Below are 23123 nucleotides of genomic sequence, written 5' to 3' on the forward strand. Positions count from 1 at the left end.
GGGTTGACCGACTGCGACGGCGCATGACGACGAGCGGATGCCGCGGCGTCCGCTCGTCGTCTGCAACGTGTTGCTCGTCGTCGAGACGGGATCGGCAGCGGCTCAGACGTCGTCGAGGTCGGAGGGCAGGCTCGCCTCGGTGCCGGGCACGCCGAGGTCGGCCGCACGCTTGTCGGCCATGGCGAGGAGACGCCGGATACGGCCGGCCACCGCGTCCTTCGTCATGGGCGGGTCGGCGTGGTGGCCGAGCTCGTCCAGGCTCGCCTCACGGTGCGCGAGGCGGAGCTCTCCGGCGTACTTCAGGTGGTCGGGGATGTCGTCGCCGAGCAGCTCCATCGCCCGCTCGACTCGCGCGCAGGCGGCCACGGCGGCCTGCGCCGACCGGCGGAGGTTGGCGTCGTCGAAGTTGACCAGTCGGTTCGCGGTGGCACGGACCTCGCGACGCTGGCGCAGCTCCTCCCAGTTGCGCACGGTGTCGGTGGCGCCCATGAGCGCGAGCATCGAGCTGATGGCCTCGCCGTCGCGGATCACGACGCGGTGCACGCCGCGCACCTCGCGGGCCTTCGCCGAGATGCCGAGTCGTCCGGCGGCTCCCACGAGGGCCATCGCCGTCTCGTTGCCCGGGCAGGTGATCTCCAGGGCGGCCGAGCGGCCGGGGTCGGTCAGGCTGCCGTGCGCGAGGAACGCGCCGCGCCAGACCGCCGCGACGTCGTCGCGCGACCCGGTCGTGAGCTTGTTCGGAAGCCCGCGCACGGGGCGGCGGCGTGCGTCGAGGAGACCGGTCTGGCGGGCGAGGGTCTCGCCGCCGTCGAGCACGCGCACGAGGTACTGGTTCGACCGGCGGATGCCCGACGGCGAGATGACCGACACGTCGGGGCGAACGCCGTAGAGCTCGCCCAGGTCGCGCGTCACCCGGCGGGCGATCGTCGGCGAGTCGAGCTCGGCCTCGATGGCGATGCGTCCGGAGATGATGTGCAGCCCACCGGCGAAGCGCAGCACGGAAGCCAGTTCGGCGGCCCGCACGGTGGTCTTCGGCACCTCGACCCGCGCCAATTCCTCTTTCACATCGGCGGTCAGTGCCACGTCAGGTCCTTTCCTTCTTCATGTCGCGCGGCCGGGTCATTCACGGCCGCGATCGCGGTGCTTCACGCTGACCGCCACGCCCGGGAACTGCCCGAGTCGCTCGGCGAGCTCGCGGACCAGCGCGACCGAGCGGTGCTTGCCGCCGGTGCATCCGATCGCGATGGTCGCGTGTCGCTTGTTCTCACGCTGGTAGCCGGCCATCACCGGCTCGAGCGCCGTCGCATAGGCGTCGATGAATTCCCTCGCCCCCGGCTGGTCGAGCACGTACTCGGCGACCGCGGCGTCCTCGCCGCTCAGGTGCCGGAGCTCGGGGATCCAGAACGGGTTGGGCAGGAAGCGGGCGTCGGCGACGAGGTCGGCATCGGTGGGTAGCCCGTACTTGAACCCGAAGCTGAGGAGGGTGACCCGAAGCCCGGCACGGCCGGCCTCGGCGAACGTCTCGGTGATGAGGGTCGCCAGCTGGTGGATGTTCAGGTCGGAGGTGTCGACGACGATGTCGCTCGACTCGCGCAACTCGGCCAGGCGGGTGCGCTCGGCGCCGATGCCGTCGAGCAGCGTGCCGTTGCCCTGCAGCGGATGCGGGCGACGCACCGACTCGAAGCGGCGGACGAGCACCGCGTCGGTCGCGTCGAGGAACACGACGCGCACGTTGACGCCCGTGCGCAGGGCCTGGATGATGTCCTGCAGTTCCGAGAAGAAGTCGCGACCGCGCACGTCGACGACGGCGGCGATCCGCGGCAGGGAGGCTCCGGCGCGTTCGACGAGCTCGACGAGGGGGCGGAGCATCTGCGGCGGCAGGTTGTCGACCACGTACCACCCGAGGTCCTCCAGAGCGTTGCCGACCGTGGAGCGCCCGGCACCGGACATCCCGGTGACGATGAGCATCTCCTGATGCTCGGCTTCGGCTGCCATCGTCTCGGGCCCCCTTCCGCGCGTCGACACTCCAGCCTAGCGGGGCGCCGACACGCCGTCGGCGTGCAGGTGCGCGTGGATGGTCGTCGCGAGCGCGGGGCCGATGCCCTTGACCTCGGCGATGTCGGCTTCGCCCGCCCCGCGGAGCCGCGTCACGGAGCCGAAGTGCTTCAGCAACTCCTTCACGCGCGTGGGTCCGAGGCCCGGGATGTCGGAGAGCACGGTGCCGATGTCGCGCTTGCGGCGCTGACGCTGGTGGGTGATCGCGAACCGGTGGGCCTCGTCGCGCACCCGCTGGAACAGGAACAGCGCATCGCTGTTGCGCGGCAGGATCACCGGGAAATCCGCGTCGGGAGTCCAGATCTCCTCGAGTCGCTTGGCGATGCCGCAGAGGTAGATACCCTCGACACCCGACTCCTCGAGCGCCCGCGCGGCGGCCGCGACCTGCGGCTCGCCGCCGTCGACCACGAGCAAGTTCGGCCGGTAGGCGAACTTCTTGCGCCGCTCGGATGCCGCGGCATCCGTCTCCGCATCGGTGCCGCCGGGGGTGCCGCCGGCGCTCGCGCCCGCGCCGTCGGCCGTCCCGGCGTCGGGCCTCGCGAGGTAGGCGAGCCGCCGCGTCAGCACCTGATGGATCGAATCGGTGTCATCGGTTGAGTTCGGGATCGTGAACCGACGGTACTCGTCCTTCCGAGGAAGCCCGTCCTCGAAGACGACCATCGAGGCGACGATGTTGGTGCCACTGAGATGGGACACGTCGAAGCACTCGATGCGCAGCGGCGCATCCGCCATGCCGAGCGCCTCCTGGATGTCCTCCAGTGCACGCGAGCGCGTGGTGAAGTCCGCGCTTCGCCGGGTCTTGTAGAGCATGAGCGCCTGTCGCGCGTTCTGGGTCGCGGTGTCGAGCAGCGCCGCCTTGTCGCCGCGCTGGGCGGCACGCAGCCGCACCTTCCGGCCTGCGAGGCCGGCGAGCCAGTCCTCGACCGCCGGTGCATCGTCGGGCAGTTCGGGAACCACCACCTCGGCGGGCGGCGTCAGGTCCTCGCCGTAGGCGTTCTGCAGCACCGAGTCGACGAGCTCGCCCAACGGCACGTCGAGCTCCTTGTCGACGGTCCACGAGCGCACGCCGCGCACCCGCCCCGACCTGACGATGAACAGGTGCACGGCGGCCGCGAGCTCGTCGTGGTCGATGCCGAAGACGTCGAGGTCGACCTTCTCGCCGAGCACCACGGCGCTCTTCTCGAAGAAGGCCGTGGCGGCCTGCAGTTCGTCGCGGCGGCGCGCGGCGGTCTCGTAGTCCTGCACGGCGGCGGCCGCCTGCATCCGTCGCGTCAGGTCGCCGAGGATCCTTCGGTCCTGATTCTGCATGAAGGCGACGAATCGGTCGACGTTGGCCCGGTGCTCCTCGATGGTCACCTTGCCCGAGCACGGTCCGAAGCACTTGCCGATCTGCCCGGCGAAGCACGGCTTGCCGCTCGCCATCGCCCGTCGGTAGTCGCTGTCCTTGCAGGTGCGGATCGGGAACAGCTTCATGAGCAGGTCGAGTGTCTCGTTGACCGCCCAGACCTTCGGATAGGGGCCGAAGTACCGGGCACCGGGGATCCCGCGCCGTCGGGAGATCATGGCGCGCGGAGCCTCGTCCCCGAGCGTCACGACGAGGTACGGGTAGGACTTGTCGTCCTTGAACCGGACGTTGAACGGCGGGTGGAGCTGGTTGATCCACGTGATCTCGAGCTGCAGCGCCTCCACGTCGCTCTGCACGACGGTCCACTCCACGGACGCCGCGGTCGTGACCATGCGCCGGGTGCGCTCGTGAAGGGTGCGCAGCGGAGCGAAGTAGTTCGAGAGCCGGGCGCGAAGGTTCTTCGCCTTGCCGACGTAGAGCACGCGGCGGTCGGCGTCGAGGAATCGATAGACCCCCGGGTCGGTGGGGATCTCCCCCGCCTTCGGCCGATACGGGACGGTGTCGGTCATCCTCGTCAGCTGGCGACCTCGGCGTGCACGGATGCCGCATCGAAGATCTCACGGAGGAAGTAGCCGGTGTGGCTCGTCGCAACCCGGGCGACCTGCTCGGGCGTTCCGGTCGCCACGACCTGCCCGCCTCCGGATCCGCCCTCGGGGCCGAGGTCGATGATCCAGTCGGCGGACTTGATGACGTCGAGGCTGTGCTCGATGACGATCACCGTATTGCCCTTGTCGACGAGCTTGCCGAGCACCTTGAGGAGCTTGCGCACGTCTTCGAAGTGCAGGCCCGTGGTGGGCTCGTCGAGCACGTAGACGCTGCGCCCGTTCGATCGCCGCTGGAGCTCGGTCGCGAGCTTCACGCGTTGCGCCTCGCCGCCCGAGAGGGTGGTGGCGCTCTGGCCGAGCTGGACGTAGCCGAGGCCGACGTCGACGAGCGTCTTCAGGTAGCGGTGGATCGCCGAGATGGGCTCGAAGAACTCCGCGGCCTCGCTGATCGGCATCTGGAGCACCTCGGCGATGTTCKTGCCCTTGTAGTGCACCTGCAGCGTTTCGCGGTTGTACCGCTGGCCGCCGCAGACCTCGCACGCGACGTACACGTCGGGCAGGAAGTTCATCTCGATCTTGATGGTGCCGTCGCCCGAGCAGGCCTCGCAGCGGCCGCCCTTGACGTTGAAGCTGAAGCGCCCGGGCAGGTACCCGCGCGCCTTCGCCTCGGTGGTCTCGGAGAACAGGGTGCGGATGCGGTCGAACACACCGGTGTAGGTCGCCGGGTTCGAGCGCGGCGTGCGCCCGATCGGTGCCTGGTCGACGTGCACGACCTTGTCGAGCTGGTCGATGCCCGTCACTCGCCGATGCTTGCCCGGGACCTTGCGTGCCCCGTTGAGCCGGTTGGCGAGCACCCGGTAGAGGATGTCGTTGACCAGCGACGACTTGCCCGAGCCGCTGACGCCGGTGACCGCGGTGAAGGTGCCCAGCGGGAACTCGACGTCGACGCCGCGGAGGTTGTTGGCCTCGGCCCCCTGCACGCCGATCATGCGGGCCGGGTCGATCGGTCGGCGACGGGCGGGAATGGCGATCTCCTTGCGCCCCGACAGGTAGTCACCGGTGAGCGACCGCGTGTTCTTCAGGAGGTCGTCGTAGCTGCCGGAATGCACGACCGTGCCGCCGTTCACGCCGGCGCCCGGGCCGATGTCGACGATCCAGTCGGCGGTGCGGATCGTGTCCTCGTCGTGCTCCACCACGATCAGGGTGTTCCCGAGGTCGCGAAGTGCGACCAAGGTGTCGATGAGTCGGCGGTTGTCGCGCTGGTGCAGGCCGATGCTCGGCTCGTCGAGCACGTAGAGCACGCCGGTGAGGCCGGAGCCGATCTGGGTGGCAAGCCGGATGCGCTGGGCCTCGCCGCCCGACAGCGTCGCGGCGGCGCGGGCCAGGTCGAGGTAGCTGAGTCCGACCCGGATGAGGAAGTCGAGTCGGAGCTTGATCTCGCGCAGGACCTGCGCGGCGATCGCCTGCTCGCGATCGGTGAGCTCGAGGCGATCCATGAACGACCTGGCCTCGGTGAGGCTCAGCAGGCCCACGTCGGCGATGCTGTGTTCGTGGACGAGCACCGACAGCACCTCGGGCTTCAGCCGCTTGCCATCGCAGACTGGGCACGGAACCTCGCGGAGGTACTCGGACCAGCGCGCGCGCTGCACGTCGGTCTCGGCCTGGAGATACTGCCGCTCGATGTAGGGAACGACCCCCTCGAAGCCCGACGAGTAGCTCATCTCACGGCCGTACCGGTTGCGCCAACGCACCTTGACCTCGAAGTTGTCTCCGCGCAGCACCGCCTGGCGCGCGTCGTCGGCCAACTCCTCCCACGGGGTGCGGAGCGAGAAGCCGAGATCGCGGGCCAGGCCGTCGAGGAGCTTCTCGTAGTAGTTGTAGAGGCTCTTCCCCTGCGAGGTCCACGGCAGGATGACGCCCTCGGCGATGCTCAGCGACGGGTCGCCGAGCAGCAGCTCCTCGTCGACCGACATCCTGGTGCCGAGGCCGGAGCACTCGGGGCATGCGCCGAACGGCGCGTTGAACGAGAACGTGCGCGGCTCGATCTCGGTGAGCTGGATGGGGTGCTGGTTGGGGCACGACAGCTTCTCGGAGAAGGTCGCCCACGCGGCGGGCCCGGTCTCGTCGACGTAGTTCACCTGCACCAGGCCATCGGTGAGTCGCAGTGCCGTCTCGAGCGAGTCGGTGAGCCGGCCGAGGACGTCGGGACCGGCGACCAGCCGGTCGATCACGACGGAGATGTCGTGCTTGACCTGCTTCTTGAGCACGGGCGGCTCATCGAGGCGGATGACCTCGCCGTCGACCACGGCGCGCGAGTATCCGCCGGCGGCGAGTTCGCGGAAGAGGTCGACGAACTCCCCCTTCTTCTTCGAGACCACCGGGCTCAGGATCTGGTAGCGGGTGCCCTCGGGCAGCTCCATCAGCTGGTCGGCGATCTGCTGCACGGTCTGCCGCTGGATGGGCTCACCGCAGACGGGACAGTGCGGCACGCCGATGCGCGCCCAGAGCAGGCGCATGTAGTCGTAGATCTCGGTGATCGTGCCGACGGTCGAGCGCGGGTTGCGGTTGGTCGACTTCTGATCGATCGACACGGCGGGGCTCAGGCCCTCGATGAAGTCGACGTCGGGCCGGTCGACCTGGCCGAGGAACTGCCGCGCGTACGCGGAGAGCGACTCGACGTAGCGGCGCTGGCCCTCGGCGAAGATCGTGTCGAACGCCAGGGACGACTTGCCGGAGCCCGAGAGACCCGTGAAGACGACCATCGCATCACGCGGGATCTCGACGTCGACGTTGTGCAGGTTGTGCACGCGGGCACCGCGGACACTCAGCTGCGAATGGGCATCGAGACGTGAAACTGGCACCCTACGAGTCTAGGGAGACCCACTGACACGGAGTCCCGCGTTGATCGTGCTCTCAGCGAACATACGTTCGATTCGGGTCCCCACCGAGGCGAACGAAGCGGCAGGTGCTCGTGCTTCCGCGGTTCAGCCGAGGTGGCCCGCCTTCTCCATCTGCCGCAGCTCGCGCTTGAGGTCGGACACCTCGTCGCGAAGCCGTGCTGCCAGCTCGAACTTCAACTCGCCGGCTGCTTCGAGCATCTGCTCGTTGAGGTCGCGGATGAGCTCCTCGAGATCGTTGGCCCCTTCGGCGGCGATGCCCTCCCGCCGCAGGTTGGGCACCGGCGACTTCTTGCGGGCGTCGCGGCCCGCGAGCAGCGCGGCCGTGTCGGCCTCTTCGCGCGCCAGCACCTCGGTGATGTCGGCGATGCGCTTTCGCAACGGCTGCGGGTCGATGCCGTTCGCCCTGTTGTACTCGAGCTGTCGGTCGCGGCGACGCGTGGTCTCGTCGATGGCCGCAGCCATCGAGTCGGTCAGCACGTCGGCGTACATGTGCACCTCGCCCGAGACATTGCGCGCCGCACGGCCGATCGTCTGGATGAGCGAGGTCGACGACCGGAGGAACCCCTCTTTGTCGGCGTCGAGGATGGCGACGAGCGACACCTCGGGCAGGTCGAGGCCCTCGCGGAGCAGGTTGATGCCCACCAGCACGTCGTAGACGCCGGCGCGCAGCTCGGTGAGGAGCTCGACGCGACGCAGCGTGTCGACGTCGGAGTGCAGGTACCGCACTCGCACGCCGGCCTCGGTGAGGAAGTCGGTGAGCTCCTCGGCCATGCGCTTCGTGAGCGTCGTGACGAGCACGCGCTCGTCTCGCTCGGCGCGGAGCCGGATCTCCTCGAGGAGATCGTCGATCTGCCCCTTCGACGGCTTCACCACGATCTGCGGATCGACCAAGCCGGTCGGCCGGATGATCTGCTCCACCACGCCGTCGGCGATGCCCATCTCGTAGCGGCCGGGCGTCGCCGACAGGTACACGGTCTGGCCGACCCGCGCCTTGAACTCGTCCCACTTCAGCGGGCGGTTGTCGAGGGCGCTGGGCAGCCGGAAGCCGTGCTCGACCAGCGTGCGCTTGCGCGACGAATCGCCCTCGAACATCGCGCCGATCTGCGGGACGGTGGCGTGGGATTCATCGATCACGACGAGGAAGTCGTCGGCGAAGTAATCGAGGAGGCAGTGCGGCGCCTCGCCGGGTGCTCGGCCGTCGATGTGGCGGGAGTAGTTCTCGATGCCGGAGCAGAACCCGATCTGCTCCATCATCTCGAGGTCGAACGTGGTGCGCATGCGCAGCCGCTGTGCCTCGAGCAGCTTGCCCTCGCGCTCGAGCTCGGCCAGCCGCTCCTCGAGCTCGAGGCGGATCGTGCCGATCGCGCGCTGCATGACATCGGTGCTCGCGACGTAGTGCGAGCCGGGGAAGACCGGCACGGCGTCGAGCTTCTCGACGACCTGGCCGGTGAGCGGATGCAGGTGGTAGAGCGCCTCGATCTCGTCGCCGAACATCTCGATGCGGATCGCGAGCTCCTCGTAGATCGGGATGATCTCGATGGTGTCGCCGCGCACGCGGAAGTTGCCGCGCGAGAAGTCGACGTCGTTGCGCTGGTACTGCATCGAGACGAACTTGCGGATCAGCCAGTCGCGGTCGACGCGCTGCCCGACCTGGAGCGGCATCATCGCCTTCAGGTACTCCTCGGGGGTGCCCAAGCCGTAGATGCACGACACCGTGGACACCACCACCACGTCGCGCCGGCTGAGCAGCGAGTTCGTCGTGGAGTGCCGGAGCCGCTCGACCTCGGCGTTGATCGACGAGTCCTTCTCGATGAAGGTGTCGGTCTGCGGGACGTAGGCCTCGGGCTGGTAGTAGTCGTAGTAGGAGACGAAGTACTCGACCGCGTTGTTCGGCATGAGCTCTCGGAACTCGGTGGCGAGCTGGGCCGCCAGCGTCTTGTTGTGCGCGAGCACGAGCGTCGGCCGCTGGACCTGCTCGATGAGCCACGCCGTGGTCGCCGACTTGCCGGTGCCCGTCGCGCCGAGCAGCACCACATCGGTCTCGCCGGCGTTGATGCGGCCCGCGAGTTCGGCGATCGCCGTGGGCTGATCACCGCTCGGCCGGTAGTCGCTCACGACCTCGAAGGGACGGACGGATCGTGTGGCCTGCATGCCTTCAAGTCTAGGTTCGGCCGCCGACACTCCGGCCGGAGTCAGCTCCGCGCGAACAGGCTAGGCCGACGCGCGCTCGGCCCTGATGCGGTTCCAGAGGGCGTCGGTCTGGCTCATCGTGTGCGCCATCGAGCCGTCGGTGTCGATGACGACGTCGGCGATCGCCAGCCGCGAGGTGTTGTCGACCTGGGCGTCGACTCGGGCCTGTGCCTGGAGCGGGTCGAACCCGCGCTGCTCGACGAGCCGCTCGACCTGCGTCTTGCGCGGGGCGTTCGTCACGACGATGAGATCGAACGGATGGTCGACGGCCGCCTCGACGAGGAGCGGGACGTCGTAGACGACGACCGCTTCGGGGTCTTCCTGCGCGGCCCGTTCGATGAGCTTGGCCGAGAGCTCCCGAACGGCGGGATGGACGATGGCGTTGAGCTTCGCGCGCGCCGCCTCATCGGCGAAGACCAGCTCGCCGAGCTTCGCCCGGTCGAGCGTGCCGTCGGAGCGGAGCACGCCGGGACCGAACTCGTCGACGATCGCCGCGAGCGCCGGCTTGCCCGGTGCGACGACCCGCCGCGCCAGGTCGTCGGCGTCGATGTGCACCGCCCCGTGCTCCACGAGGCGACGCGCGACCGTGGACTTGCCTGAGGCGATTCCGCCAGTGAGACCGATCAGATACACGCCGACCACTCTATCCGGGTCGAACGCGCCTCTCTCCCGGTCGAACACGACGCCCGGGAGACGCGGAAAGGCCGGCCCCGAGGGACCGGCCTTCCGTATCGCGAAACGCGACTAGTTGTTGCTCGAGAGCTTCTCGCGCAGCGCCGCGAGCGACGCGTCGTCGGCGAGGGTGCCCGCGCCGGCCGAGTCGCTCGAGAACGATGCGGCACCCGAGGTGAACGAGTCGTCGGCCACGGCAGCAGCGTTCGCCGCGGCGACCTGCTTCTTGTGGGCCTCCCAGCGAGCCTGGGCGGCAGCGTAGTCCTGCTCCCACTTCTCGCGCTGGGCCTCGAAGCCCTCGCGCCACTCGTTGGTCTCGGGGTCGAAGCCCTCGGGGTACTTGTAGTTGCCCTGCTCGTCGTACTCCGTGAGCATGCCGTAGAGCGCCGGGTCGAACTCGGTGCCCTCGGGGTCGACGCCCTCGTTCGCCTGCTTCAGCGAGAGCGAGATGCGGCGACGCTCGAGGTCGATGTCGATGACCTTGACGAAGACCTCTTCGCCGACCGACACGACCTGCTCGGCGAGCTCGACGTGCTTGCCCGACAGCTCCGAGATGTGCACGAGGCCCTCGATGCCGTCTGCGACGCGCACGAACGCACCGAACGGAACGAGCTTCGTGACCTTGCCCGGTGCGACCTGGCCGATCGCGTGGGTACGGGCGAAGACCTGCCACGGGTCCTCCTGCGTCGCCTTGAGCGACAAGGAGACGCGCTCGCGGTCGAGCTCGACGGAGAGCACCTCGACGGTGACCTCCTGGCCGACCTCGACGACCTCGCTGGCGTGCTCGATGTGCTTCCACGAGAGCTCGGAGACGTGGACGAGACCGTCGACGCCACCGAGGTCGACGAACGCACCGWAGTTGACGATCGACGAGATGACGCCCTTGCGGATCTGGCCCGGGTGGAGGTTCGCGAGGAACGTCGAGCGCGACTCGGACTGCGTCTGCTCGAGGAGCGCGCGGCGCGAGAGCACGACGTTGTTGCGGTTCTTGTCGAGCTCGAGGATCTTCGCCTCGATCTCCTGGCCGAGGTACGGCGTGAGGTCGCGCACGCGGCGGAGCTCGATGAGCGACGCCGGGAGGAAGCCGCGGAGGCCGATGTCGACGATCAGGCCGCCCTTGACGACCTCGATGACCGAACCGGTCACGACGCCGTCGGCCTCCTTGATCTTCTCCACGTCGCCCCACGCGCGCTCGTACTGCGCACGCTTCTTCGACAGGATGAGGCGGCCTTCCTTGTCCTCCTTCTGGAGAACGAGCGCCTCGACGGTGTCGCCGACGCCGACGACCTCGCTGGGGTCGACATCGTGCTTGATGGAAAGCTCACGCGAGGGGATGACGCCCTCGGTCTTGTAGCCGACGTCGAGGAGCACCTCGTCGCGGTCGATCTTCACGACGGTGCCCTCGATGAGGTCGCCGTCGTTGAAGAACTTCAAAGTCTTCTCGACCGCGGCGAGGAAATCGTCAGCAGATCCGATGTCGTTGATCGCGACCTGCTTGGGTGCCTTGGTCGTTGCGGTTGTCATGTAGTGAATGCTCCGTAWAGGACAGAATCGAGCCCATCGCGAGGTAGAGCGTTATGTTGGTTCCGCGATGGGCATGCGGACAGGGATGTCACACGAGTGACGTTCTATCGTAGCGGAATCGCGCGGCGAGCGGCAACCGAACCGTTCGGGCCTGGGCCGGCCGGGGAGAATCCCCCGGCGTCGGCGTTAGGGCTGCGGTGCCGTGAGGACGAGGTCGTCGAACGAGACGGTCACCGGCGCGTTGGTGCTCGTACTCGAGAGGTAGGCGCGGACGCCGATCCCGCCGCTCGCCTGCAGGCCGACCGTGGCGTCGGTCGCCGTTCGCTGCCAGGCGCTCGGTTCAGGGGTTCCCGCCTTCCATACCTTGAGGTTCAGCGTGGTCGGCGACGTTCCGACCACCTGGAGGCGCACCTCCAGCCGCTCACCCGCGGCCAACGTGAGGCCTGGCACGTTGATCGCCGATTGCAGGACCACCTCGCCGCCGCCGCTGGCGTCGACGCGCACCAGGGATATCCCCACCGCGCCGGTTGCCCGGTGCACGATCTTGGCCTGATAGGCGCCGACCGCCGCGACCCGTCGGCCGATCACCGAGACGAATGTGCCGCTTCCGGTTGCCGCCTTGTCGACCGCGAAGTCGATGCGCAGGTCACCAGCCTGTTGTCGAGCGCCGTCGAGATACGCATTGAGCGTGATCCCGGGCGAGGCCATGCGGAGTCGGCCGCTACCGCCTGCGACCGAATACGCCGACGCCGTTCCGGTCGTGCTCCAGGCGCCGCCGGCGTCGGCAGTGCCGAGCCCCGAGGAGACCTGCCGTTCGAAGGCGTCCGATGCCAGGACCGTCGAGCCGCCCGGATCGGTGACGGTCACGGACTTCGAACTCGTGGCCGTGGCGCCGTCGTCATCGGTCACGGTGAGGGTGATCAGGAACGTTCCGGATGCCCCATATGCGTGCGAGGCCACGGCGCCGGTCCCTGTGGCGCCGTCGCCGAAGTTCCAGGCGTAGCTGGCGATCGTCCCGTCGCCGTCCGTCGATCCGGAGGCATCGGCGGAGCACGTGAGCGCCGTGCAGGAAGTYGTGAAGGAGGCGACGGGCGGCGTGTTCCCCGCTGCCGGTCTCGTGATGGTGAATCCGTCGGTGAAGTCGCCACCTGCGGCGGGGAGGAACCGAGCGGTGAGCACATCCGCCGTGGCGCCCACGTCGAGGTTTCCCCAAGTGGGGTTGGCGTTGAGTCCCGAGACATTCGCGAAGTATCCCGCCTCCGGATCGGTCGTCGTGACGTCGCGAAGGTCCACTCCGCCCGTTCCGACGGTCGCGATCACCGTGCCCGCCCCCTTGACGAGGTCGTTGTCGGAGTCTGCGACGCACGTGGCGTTGTAGGCGCCGGCCACCAGTCCCGCACATCCCGACCGCGTCACAAGCTGCTTGCTCCGCTGGTACAGGTGTTCGTGACCGTTGAGCACGAGGTCGACGCGCTTCTGCAACATCAGGTTGATGATGTCGACGCCGACGTCGCACCCGTACTGACCGACCGAGATGCACGGTTTGTGCATGCCCACGACGACCCATGGGATGTTCGCCGAGCGTGCGCCGTCGATGGCGGACGCCGTCCACTGGTAGCGCGAACTCCCCGCTGTATAGCTCCATGTGCTGTCTGGGAAGGAGAGGTTCGGTGAGATGGCGATGAAGCGCACGAGCGGCGCATCCTTCGGCACGTCGACGTAATACTGCCGACCATAGGTGCCGATGAGACCGGGCAGCTGGTTCGGCAGGCAGGACGAGAAGTCGTTGATGTTGCCGTTCAGACCGTTGCTCTCGTGATTGCCGGCGATGAGCTCGAAGGGAAATCCGGCCCCCACCCGAGCGGTCACGAAGTCGCACCACGTCTGCTCGGCACCGGTCGCTCCATACGAGAGGTCACCGAGCGCCACGTGCAGGTCGGGCTTCAGACTCGCGACCTGACTCAGCGTGGCGGCTGACTCCGCGCGGGCCGCGATATCACCCGATGCCGTGAAGTGCACCGCGCCGGCCGTCGCGGCTGTCCTCGGCTGGACGGCAGTCCCGGCGAACGCCGCGACCACGATCGAGGCGACGGCAGCGGCCGCCGCCCATGAACTGACTCTCTTCATTCCCAGCTCCCTGCACGTCGGGTACCGTGCCAAGGCGGGTGGCGCGGTTCCGTGTCGGAACCGTCGCCAGCGGCGTCTTCCGAGCAGAGTAGCGGGTCACCGGAGATCCCACCACCAATTCGTGAGTGATACTCACGTTTGTCGGCCMAGTCGTGGGCGCTTTCCAGCGGGTGGCCTCGACGCCGGCGACGTCATCGATGGGTGCCGACCGGCGATCTGCCGTGCCGTTCGCCACCGGCTCTCGAGCCGGCAGCGCGCGCGCACTCAGCCGAGCAGCGCGCCACGCAGCGTGTCGAGGCCGACGCCGCCGAGGTCGAGCGCGCGACGGTGGAACTCGCGGATGTCGAACCGGTCGCCCTCACGCCGCGCCACCTCGTCGCGCAGCTGCTCCCAGATCCGCTGGCCGACCTTGTACGACGGGGCCTGCCCGGGCCAGCCGAGGTAGCGGTTCACCTCGAAGCGCACGAACCCCTCGTTCATGTTCACGTTCTCGGAGAGGAACTCGAACGCGTACTCCCCCGTCCACCGGCCGGTGCCGTCGGGCCGCTGCTTGCCCAGGTGCACGCCGATGTCGAGCACCACGCGAGCCGCGCGCATGCGCTGGCCGTCGAGCATGCCGAGCCGGTCGGCGGGATCGTCGAGGTAGCCCAGGCCCTCCATGAGGCGCTCGGCGTACAGCGCCCAGCCCTCGGCGTGGCCCGACGTGCCGGCGAGTTGACGCCGCCAGGTGTTGAGCTTGCCGCGGTTCACGACGGCCTGGCCGATCTGCAGGTGGTGGCCGGGGACGCCCTCGTGGTAGACGGTGGTGAGCTCGCGCCAGGTGTCGAACTCGGTGACGCCCTCGGGCACCGACCACCACATGCGGCCCGGTCGGGTGAAGTCGTCGCTCGGCCCGGTGTAGTAGATGCCGCCCTCCTGCGTGGGCGCGATCATGCACTCGAGCGTGCGGATCTCCTCGGGGATGTCGAACTGCGTGGCGCCGAGCTCCGCGACCGCCCGATCGCTGGTCTCCTGCATCCAACGCTGCAGCGCGTCGGTGCCGTGCAGCTTGCGCGAGGGGTCGCCGTCGAGGTGGGCGATCGCCTCCGCGACGGATGCCCCGGGCAGGATCTCGTTCGCGATGGCCTCCTGCTCGGCCACCATGCGGGCGAGCTCCTCGATGCCCCACTCGTAGGTCTCGTCGAGGTCGATGACGGCCCCGAGGAAGTGCCGCGACTGCAGGGCGTAGATCTCGCGCCCCACGCCGTCGCGCTCTCCCGCGATCGGCTGGAGCTCCCGTTCGAGGAACGCGGCCAGTTCGCCGTACGCGGCAGCGGCACCGGATGCCGCACGCTCGAGCTCTCGGTGCAACGACTCGGGAAGCTCGCCCTCGCCGGCCTTCGCCTGCTCGGCGAACGTGGCGAAGAACCCGTCGGCCTTGGCGATGCGATGGGCCTGCGCGGCGACCTCGCGCACCTGCCGGACGGCCGGCACGACGCCCTCGGCKCCGCCCGCACGCAGCGTGGCGACGTACCCGTCGATCGCGGCGGGCACGGCGCCGAGACGCGCGGCGATGCGCTCCCAGTCGTCGCGCGAATCGGTGGGCATGAGGTCGAACACCTCACGGATCTCCTGCGCGGGGCTCGCGATGAMGTTGAGGTCGCGCAGGTGCAGCTTCGCGTCGTGGCTCTCGAGGGCGAGCGCGAGCTCGCTGCCGAGGTCGGCGATGGTGATGCGGTCGATATCGTCGACCGGTTCGGCCGCGCGAAGCGCCGCGAGCGCTGCACGCGTCGCCTCGATCGACCGGGCGTGGCCCACGGGCGAGTAGTCGGCGAGTCGGTCGTCGGCCGATGGCCGCCCGATGTACGTGCCCACTGCGGGGTTCAGCTCGACGAGTGTGTCGACCCACCCCTCTGCGATGCGATCGACGTCGGACGGGATGCGCTCACTCGATGCCATGGGTCGAGCCTATGACACCCCGGTGACCCTCGCCGAGGCCGCCCGGACGCCAGCACCGGCGATGCATGCCGACAGGCGCATGCGCCGACGCCCGCGGTCAGTGCGCCGCGTCGTCCCAGTTCGAGCCGCGGCCGATCTGCACGTCGAGCGGCACGAGCAACTCGGCGGCATTGGCCATTCGGTCGCGGACGACCTGCTCCAGCACGTCGGACTCGCCGTCGGCGACCTCGAAGATGAGCTCGTCGTGCACCGTCATGAGCATGCGGCTCTCGAGGCCCTTCGCAGCGATGTCGGCCTCGACGCTCGTCATCGCGATCTTCATGATGTCGGCGGCCGAGCCCTGGATCGGGGAGTTCAGCGCAGCGCGTTCGGCGTTCTCGCGGAGCACGCGGTTGGGGCTCGAGAGGTCGGGGAACGGCCGCCGGCGCCCGAAGATGGTCTCGGTGTACCCGTCGACCTTCGCCTGCTCGACGACGCCCCTCAGGTAGTCGCGCACGGAGCCGAAACGCTCGAAGTATTCGCGCATGAGCTGCTGGGCCTCGGCCCGGTCGATGCGCAGCTGCTTCGACAGTCCGAACGCGCTCAGCCCGTAGGCGAGGCCGTATGACATCGCCTTGACCTTCGTGCGCATGAGCGACGTCACGTCGGACGGCTCGACGGAGAACACCCGTGCGCCGACGAAGCGGTGCAGGTCTTCGCCGGCGTTGAACGCCTCGATGAGGCCGGGGTCGCCCGAGAGGTGGGCCATGATCCGCATCTCGATCTGCGAGTAGTCGGCCGTCAGCAGCTCGGTGTACTCGGGTCCGTGACGGAACGCCTTGCGGATCCGGCGGCCGTCCTCGGTGCGGATGGGGATGTTCTGCAGGTTCGGGTCGTTCGACGACATGCGCCCCGTGGCCGCACCGATCTGCCCGTAGGACGTGTGGATGCGGCCGTTGGCGGCGATCGACTTGTCGAGCGACTCGACGATCTGGCGCAGCTTCGTCACGTCGCGGTGCTCGAGGAGGTAGCCGAGGAACGGGTGCGGATTGGACTCCTGCAAGTCGGCCAGGGCACTCGCGTCGGTCGTGTAGCCGGTCTTGGTGGAGCGGGTCTTGGGCATGCCGAGCTGCTCGAAGAGCACCTCCTGCAGCTGCTTGGGCGACCCGAGGTTCACCTCGCGACCGATCTCGGTGTAGGCCGCCTGCGCGAGCGCCATGGCACGCGAACCGAGCTCGGACGAGAGGGAGGCGAGCTCGGCGTGGTCGACCGTGACGCCACGCAACTCCATCGCGGCGAGCACCGGCACGAGCGGCATCTCGACCTCGGCGAGCAGGCGGCGGGAGTCCTCGGAGAGCGCGCGCAGCACCACGGGCGCGAGCCGGAGCGTGTACCAGGCGTACTCGGGAGCGCCCGCGTCGCTTCCCTCCTCGGGAACGAGCAGCGATGGGTCGGCCTGCGGGACGGTCTCACCGAGGTGGAAGGACACGAGGTCGGCCAGCGACTTCTCCGCCAGGATCGGCCGGATGAGCCACCCGGCGACGAGCGTGTCGAGCACGAGGCCCGCGACCGGGAGGCCCGATCGCGCGGCCGCCTTGAGCTGCGCCTTGGCGTCGGTCATGATCTTGGGCGCCTCACCGGCGAGCCAGGCTTCGAATGGCGCCGCGTCGGCGGCACCGGCCTGCCAGGCGAGCTGCACCGTCTCGTCGGAGGCGGCGATGCCGGCCCCGATCACGCGCCCGTCGACGATCTCGAGGCTCAGTCCGAGTCCGGCGGGTTCAGCGGCCGTCGCGCGCTCCAGCCACGATGCGAGCGCTTCACTACCGAGCCGCTGCGGCGACGGAGCGATCGGTGCGAGAGCGGAGGCGATCTCTTCGACGGCGGGGGCGGATGCCGCGGGCGAACCGGTGCCGGCGGCGACACGCCCGCCGCCGTTGCCGTTGAGATCACCGGCGGCGAGCTTCGTGAGCCGCTCGAGGAGCGTGCGGAACTCGAGGCGCTCGAAGAGCGGACGCACCGACTCCACGTCGATCGGCTTCGCCTCGAGCTCGTCGAGCACGACCTCGAGCGGGACGTCGCGCACGAGCCGGTTGAGCCGGCGGTTGCGCTCGGCGTTCTCGCGCTGGTCGCGCAGGTTCTGCCCGGCGACGCCCTTGATCTCGTCGGCGTGCGCGAGGATGCCCTCGAGGTCGCCGTAGAGGCCTAGCCACTTCACCGCGGTCTTCTCGCCGACCTTCGTGATGCCGGGCAGGTTGTCGCTCGTCTCGCCCACCAGGGCGGCGACGTCGGGGTACTGCTCGGGGCGGATGCCGTAGCGCTCGATCACCGCGGCGGTGTCGTAGCGCTTGAGCTGCGACACGCCCTGCGTGTTGGGATAGAGCAGCGTCACGTCGTCGTCGACGAGCTGGATGGTGTCGCGGTCGCCCGAGACGAGCAGCACGCGGTAGCCGTCGGCCGACGCCTGCGTGGCGAGGGTCGCGAGGATGTCGTCTGCCTCGAAGTCCTCCTTCTCGATGGTGCGGATGCCCATGGCCTGGAGCGCCTCCTGCAGGAGCGGCACCTGGCCCTTGAACTCCACGGGCGTCTCGCCCCGGTTGCCCTTGTACTCGGCGTACTCCCGCGTGCGGAAGGACTGGCGCGACATGTCGAACGCGACCGCGAGGTGCGACGGCTTCTCATTGGCCAGCAGCAGCAGCAGCATCGACAGGAACCCGTGGATGGCGTTCGTGTGCTGCCCGTCACGAGTGGAGAAGCTGTCGACCGGAAGGGCGTAGAAGGCCCGGAAGGCCAGCGAATGGCCATCGATCACGAGAAGGGTGGGCTTGTCTGCGTCCGGCACCCCCCAAGCCTACAAGCGGCCGCCGACACCGATTCGCCGCCGCGGACGCCCGCACCAGGGTCGGCGGCGGGGTGGCAGCAGACGACGGATGCCGCGACGAGCAGGTCGTCGCGGCATCCGGAATTCGGGGGTCTGTGCGCTACTTCTTCGGCGCCAACTGCTCGATGATCGCCTGCGAGACGTCCTTCATGGTGAGGCGGCGATCCATCGACGCCTTCTGGATCCAGCGGAACGCCTCGGGCTCGGTGAGGCCCATCTTCTCGTTCAGCAGGCCCTTGGCCCGGTCGACGAGCTTGCGGGTCTCGAACCGCTCGACGAGGTCGCCGACCTCCGCCTCGAGCGCGATGATCTGCGCGTGGCGGGCGAGTGCGATCTCGATCGCCGGCAGCAGGTCGTTGGGCGTGAACGGCTTGACGACGTAGGCCAGCGCACCCGCCTCGCTCGCCCGCTCGACGAGCTCCTTCTGGCTGAACGCCGTGAGCAGCACGACGGGCGCGATGTGGCCCTTCGAGAGGCGCTCGGCCGCCGAGATGCCGTCGAGCTGCGGCATCTTCACGTCCATGATGACGAGGTCGGGGCGCAGCTCGGTCGCGAGCGCCACGGCGGTCTCGCCGTCTCCGGCCTCACCGACGACCTCGTAGCCGTTGTCGCGGAGGATCTCGACGATGTCGAGGCGGATGAGCGACTCATCCTCCGCGACGACGACGCGGCGCGGCGCGGGCGGCTGGGTCTCTTCGCTGTCAGTCACGCAGGAAAGCCTACGGTATTCTGAGCGAGGCCTCTGGCCGGTGTGGCGGAATGGCAGACGCGGAGCACTCAAAATGCTTTGCCCGAAAGGGCGTGTGGGTTCGACCCCCACCACCGGCACCATCGGCATGAGCCGCGGGCGCACGCCCGCGGCATCCGTGCACCTCGCCGTCGGCGGTMAGTCCTCGCGAGCGGGCGGATGCTGCGTGCCGCGGTGGATCTCGTAGAGGCGCGCGTGACCGGGCGAATCGGGGTCGTCGACGATGGGCTTGTCGGCCATGAAGAGCCGGATCATGTGCGCCAGCTCGCCCGAGTGGCTGAAGTTGATGGCGTGCGCCGCCCCCTCGATCTTCACGATGAGCACGTGGTTGTCGGTCTGGCTCGCCACCTCCTGCACGCGCTCGGGGCCGGGCATGAGCGGATCGCGGTCGCCGAGCACCGCGAGCGTGGGGATGTGCATCGCCAGCATGCGCTCGAGCGAGGGATACTGCGTGAGTGCCTTGAACATGCGCACGGTGCTCGGCACGCCGAATCGCAGGTAGTCGGGGGTCACCACGCGCATCAGTTGCGGCGGCTCGCGCGTGCCGTCGCGGCTGATCTGGCCCATCGCCCGGCGCAGGGGCTGGTTGAAGATGCCTCCGGCCGGCGACACGAGCACCGCCCGCTCGAGGCGCTCGGGATAGTGGTACGCGAACTCGCAGATCACGGGGCAGCCCATGGAGTTGCCGACGAGGGTCACGCGTTCGATGCCGCGGTCGTCGAGGAACCGCGCCGCCGCGTGGGCGAGGTCGGGCACGTCCAGCGCGTCGGCCGCCTTGCCGCTGCGCCMGAACCCGGGAAGGTCGGGCACCAGGGTGTGGAAGTCGTCGGCGAGCCGCTCTGCGGTGGGAAGCAGGTAGCGACCCGACAGCCCGAACCCGTGCACGTGCATCATCACCGGTGCTCCGGGCGGCGGGACAGGTGACTCCCGGTAGAACACGTCGATGCCGTCGATGGTCGTCCACCGCTCGGCGAGCGTCGTGGAGGGACGCTTCGGCGCACGGCGCGCACGGCGCTCACGGCCGGCGGTTGCACTCGATCCGGTCGACATCATGCGCTCCTGCCCGTCAGCACGACCCCCATGACGGAAGTCTGGCACGGAGGTGCGGCGTCACGCATCCACGACATACGCACGACGGCCCGGTCGCTCCCTCGGAGCGCCGGGCCATCGGACGGCGAGCGGCTAGAGCACCTCGCCGACGACGTGCACGCGCACGTCGTTGGTGGTGCCGGGGATGCCGGGAGGGGAACCGGAGATGATGACGACCTTCTCGCCGTTCACGGCCTTCCCGGTCTTGGCGAGCACGACGTCGACCTGGCCGACCATCTGGTCGGTGTGGGTGACGCGGTCCACCACGTAGGACTCGACGCCCCAGTTGAGCGCCATCCGCCGCCGGATCGCGGGATCGGGCGTGAAGGCGATGATCGGGATGACCGAGCGGATGCGCGACATCCGGCGAACCGACTCACCGGTCTCGGTGAACACGCACAGGTACTTCGCCTCGACGAAGTCGGCGACCTCGACCGCTGCGAGAGTGATCGCGCCGGCCTGCGTTCGGGGCTTGGTGCCGAGCGGCAGGATGCGATCCAGCCCGTGCTCCTCGGTGGACTCGACGATGCGCGCCATGGTCTTCACCGTGATGACGGGGTACTCCCCCACGCTGGTCTCGCCCGAGAGCATTACCGCGTCGGCGCCGTCGAGCACCGCGTTGGCGACGTCGGAGGTCTCGGCGCGCGTCGGCACCGGGCTGTGGATCATCGACTCGAGCATCTGCGTCGCCACGATGACCGGCTTCGCCAGGCGGCGGGCGATCTCGACCGCGCGCTTCTGCACGATCGGCACGGCCTCGAGGGGCAGCTCGACGCCGAGGTCGCCGCGCGCGACCATGATCGCGTCGAACGCCTCGGTGATCTCCTCGAGTGCGTCGACGGCCTGCGGCTTCTCGATCTTCGCGATCACCGGCACGCGACGGCCGACCTCGGCCATGATCTCGTGCACGCGATCGATGTCGCTCGCGTTCCGCACGAAGGAGAGCGCGATGAGGTCAGCGCCGAGTTCGAGGCCCCAGCGCAGGTCGGCCTCGTCCTTCTCGGACAGCGCCGGCACGTTCACGGCGACGCCGGGCAGGTTGATGCCCTTGTTGTTCGAGACCGGTCCGGCCACGATGACACGGGTGGTCACGACGGTGCCGTCGGTCTCGACGACCTCGACTCGCACCTTGCCGTCGTCGATGAGGAGGAAGTCACCGGGCTTGACGTCCTGGGGAAGTCCCTTGAACGTCGTGCCGACGAGCTCCTTCGTGCCCACGACGTCTTCGGTCGTGATCTTGAAGATGTCGCCCTCGGCGAGCTCGTGCGGGCCGTTCGCGAACTTGCCGAGCCGGATCTTCGGGCCCTGCAGGTCGACGAGCACCGCGACGGCGCGACCCGAGTCGTTCGCCGCCTTCCGCACGTTCTGGTAGACGCCCTCGTGGACGTCGTAGCTGCCGTGGCTGAGGTTCATCCGTGCCACGTCGATGCCCGCATCGACGATCGCCCGGATCTGCTCATAGCTCGATGTCGCCGGCCCGAGGGTGGCGACGATCTTCGCTCGTCTCATCTGGTGTGTGCTCCCGTGTTCCGCGCCGAGGCGCTGGGTTGTGGTCGTGCGACGCGCCGTCGGCGCGCGCTGGGTCTAGATCGCGAAGGCGCGGGCGTGCGCCGGGATCGGGCTGGGCAGGTCGGTGTCGCCTTCAAGGTACCGGTCGACGGCGGATGCCGCAGCGCGGCCCTCGGCGATGGCCCACACGATGAGCGACTGGCCTCGTCCGGCGTCGCCGGCGACGTACACGCCGGGCTGCGACGTCGAGTAGTCGCCTTCGCGCGCGATGTTGCCCCGGTCGGTGACCGGGAGCTGCAGCTGCTCGTCGAGCTCGCGAGTCTCGGGGCCGGTGAACCCGAGGGCCAGGAGCACGAGGTCCGCGGGGATCTCGCGCTCCGTGCCGGCCTTGGGCACGCGACGGCCGTCGAGGTACTCGGTCTCGGCCACGCGGATCGCGCGCACCTCGCCGGCGTCATTCGCGAGGAACTCGACCGTCGACGCGAGGTAGTGGCGGTTGCCGCCCTCCTCGTGGGCGCTCTGCACCTCGAAGACGGTCGGATGCATCGGCCACGGCTGCTCGGCCGGACGCGTCGTGCCCGGCTCCTTGCCGATGGCGAGGTTGGTGACCGACAGCGCACCCTGCCGGTGGGCCGTGCCGATGCAGTCCGCGCCGGTGTCACCGCCGCCGAGGACGACGACGTGCTTGCCCTCGGCGCTGATCTGGTCGAAGACCTGGTCGCCGGCGAGGTGGCGGTTGGACTGCGTGAGGTACTCCATGGCGAAGTGCACGCCGGGCAGGTCGCGGCCCGGGATCGGCAGGTCGCGCGGCACCATGGCCCCCGTCGCGACGACGACCGCGTCGTACCGCTCCCGCAGTTGCTCCCACGTGATGTCCACGCCGATGTTGACACCCGCGCGGAAGCGGGTGCCCTCGGCGGTCATCTGCGCGAGCCGCAGGTCGAGGTGCTTCTTCTCCATCTTGAAGTCGGGGATGCCGTAGCGCAGGAGACCGCCGATGCGGTCGTCGCGCTCGAAGACCGCCACCGTGTGCCCGGCCCGCGTGAGCTGCTGCGCGGCCGCCAGGCCGGCGGGTCCCGACCCGACGACCGCGACCGTCTTGCCGGTGAGGCGTCCGGGGGGCTGCGGCTGCACCCAGCCGTTGCCGAACGCCTGGTCGATGATCGAGACCTCGACCTGCTTGATGGTCACGGCGGGCTGGTTGATGCCGAGCACGCACGCCGACTCGCAGGGCGCCGGGCACAGCCGGCCCGTGAACTCGGGGAAGTTGTTCGTCGCGTGCAGGCGCTCGATCGCCGCGCGGCCCTCGCCACGCCACATGAGGTCGTTCCACTCGGGGATGAGGTTGCCGAGCGGGCAGCCCTGATGGCAGAACGGGATGCCGCAGTCCATGCAACGTCCGGCCTGCCGGCGGAGCTGGGCGGGGTCGCCCTGCTCGTAGACCTCTTTCCAGTCCATGATGCGCACCGGCACGGGACGCCGCTTGGGCAGCTCGCGCTCGGTGACCTTCAGAAAGCCCTTCGGGTCAGCCACCCGTCACCTCCATGCGTTCGACGAGCAGTGC

The 23123-nt window shown here is 69.2% G+C and carries 13 protein-coding genes, 1 tRNA gene and 1 pseudogene; 1 reads left to right on the forward strand and 14 read right to left on the reverse strand.

Annotated elements, in window-relative coordinates; translation table 11 throughout:
* Positions 1–102: 102 nt before the first annotated feature.
* The 11 genes from whiA to AC1DY2_RS01010 all read right to left on the reverse strand — a co-directional run bounded on the left by whiA (position 103) and on the right by AC1DY2_RS01010 (position 18922).
* Positions 103–1083 (reverse strand): DNA-binding protein WhiA, encoded by a 981-nt coding sequence (gene whiA / locus AC1DY2_RS00960; RefSeq protein WP_309978758.1) that lies wholly within the window; start codon positions 1081–1083, stop codon positions 103–105.
* Positions 1084–1119: 36 nt separating this feature from the next.
* Positions 1120–1968: an RNase adapter RapZ gene (rapZ, locus tag AC1DY2_RS00965; RefSeq protein WP_476760711.1), complete on the reverse strand. Its 849-nt coding sequence runs from the start codon at positions 1966–1968 to the stop codon at positions 1120–1122.
* Between the two features lie 63 nt (positions 1969–2031).
* On the reverse strand, positions 2032–3969 hold the full coding sequence (gene uvrC, locus AC1DY2_RS00970; protein WP_476760712.1) for an excinuclease ABC subunit UvrC: 1938 nt from the start codon (positions 3967–3969) through the stop codon (positions 2032–2034).
* Between the two features lie 5 nt (positions 3970–3974).
* Positions 3975–6866, reverse strand: coding sequence for an excinuclease ABC subunit UvrA (gene uvrA / locus AC1DY2_RS00975; protein WP_476760713.1), 2892 nt, complete (start codon positions 6864–6866; stop codon positions 3975–3977).
* 123 nt (positions 6867–6989) lie between these two features.
* Positions 6990–9056: an excinuclease ABC subunit UvrB gene (uvrB, locus tag AC1DY2_RS00980; RefSeq protein ID WP_476760714.1), complete on the reverse strand. Its 2067-nt coding sequence runs from the start codon at positions 9054–9056 to the stop codon at positions 6990–6992.
* Between the two features lie 60 nt (positions 9057–9116).
* Complete coding sequence (gene coaE, locus AC1DY2_RS00985; protein WP_476760715.1) at positions 9117–9728, reverse strand: dephospho-CoA kinase; 612 nt, start codon at positions 9726–9728, stop codon at positions 9117–9119.
* A gap of 111 nt (positions 9729–9839) precedes the next feature.
* Complete coding sequence (rpsA, locus tag AC1DY2_RS00990) at positions 9840–11291, reverse strand: 30S ribosomal protein S1 (RefSeq protein WP_476760716.1); 1452 nt, start codon at positions 11289–11291, stop codon at positions 9840–9842.
* Positions 11292–11477: 186 nt separating this feature from the next.
* Positions 11478–13418 (reverse strand): PKD domain-containing protein, encoded by a 1941-nt coding sequence (locus AC1DY2_RS00995; protein WP_476760717.1) that lies wholly within the window; start codon positions 13416–13418, stop codon positions 11478–11480.
* Between the two features lie 264 nt (positions 13419–13682).
* Entirely contained in the window at positions 13683–15356 is a 1674-nt protein-coding gene (locus AC1DY2_RS01000) for a DUF885 domain-containing protein (protein WP_476760718.1), read from the reverse strand.
* 97 nt (positions 15357–15453) lie between these two features.
* Positions 15454–18174, reverse strand: coding sequence for a DNA polymerase I (gene polA, locus AC1DY2_RS01005; RefSeq protein ID WP_476760719.1), 2721 nt, complete (start codon positions 18172–18174; stop codon positions 15454–15456).
* Positions 18175–18313: 139 nt separating this feature from the next.
* A complete protein-coding gene (locus AC1DY2_RS01010) occupies positions 18314–18922 on the reverse strand; it encodes an ANTAR domain-containing response regulator (protein WP_159602535.1) in 609 nt (202 codons plus the stop codon).
* Between the two features lie 36 nt (positions 18923–18958).
* On the opposite strand from AC1DY2_RS01010, the gene AC1DY2_RS01015 reads away from it, so the two are divergent.
* Positions 18959–19044, forward strand: a tRNA-Leu gene (locus AC1DY2_RS01015).
* A gap of 235 nt (positions 19045–19279) precedes the next feature.
* Here AC1DY2_RS01015 and AC1DY2_RS01020 read toward each other — a convergent pair.
* The 3 genes and pseudogenes from AC1DY2_RS01020 to AC1DY2_RS01030 form a co-directional block, all read right to left on the reverse strand.
* Positions 19280–20014, reverse strand: a pseudogene (locus tag AC1DY2_RS01020) (alpha/beta fold hydrolase); the annotation flags it as partial.
* Between the two features lie 129 nt (positions 20015–20143).
* The gene (gene pyk, locus AC1DY2_RS01025; RefSeq protein ID WP_309978780.1) at positions 20144–21559 is read right to left on the reverse strand and encodes a pyruvate kinase; all 1416 of its coding nucleotides are present in this window, start codon (positions 21557–21559) and stop codon (positions 20144–20146) included.
* Between the two features lie 75 nt (positions 21560–21634).
* On the reverse strand, positions 21635–23092 hold the full coding sequence (locus AC1DY2_RS01030; protein ID WP_476760720.1) for a glutamate synthase subunit beta: 1458 nt from the start codon (positions 23090–23092) through the stop codon (positions 21635–21637).
* Between the last annotated feature and the right edge of the window lie 31 nt (positions 23093–23123).

The sequence above is a fragment of the Agromyces sp. P1_H4 genome (genome assembly GCF_056405255.1).

Excerpts from the sequence above, each read along its gene's own strand:
- rapZ (WP_476760711.1), bottom strand. The coding sequence starts at position 1,968 with ATGCTCATCGTCACCGGGATGTCCGGTGCCGGGCGCTCCACGGTCGGC.
- uvrC (WP_476760712.1), bottom strand. The coding sequence starts at position 3,969 with ATGACCGACACCGTCCCGTATCGGCCGAAGGCGGGGGAGATCCCCACC.
- pyk (WP_309978780.1), bottom strand. The coding sequence starts at position 21,559 with ATGAGACGAGCGAAGATCGTCGCCACCCTCGGGCCGGCGACATCGAGC.
- uvrB (WP_476760714.1), bottom strand. The coding sequence starts at position 9,056 with ATGCAGGCCACACGATCCGTCCGTCCCTTCGAGGTCGTGAGCGACTAC.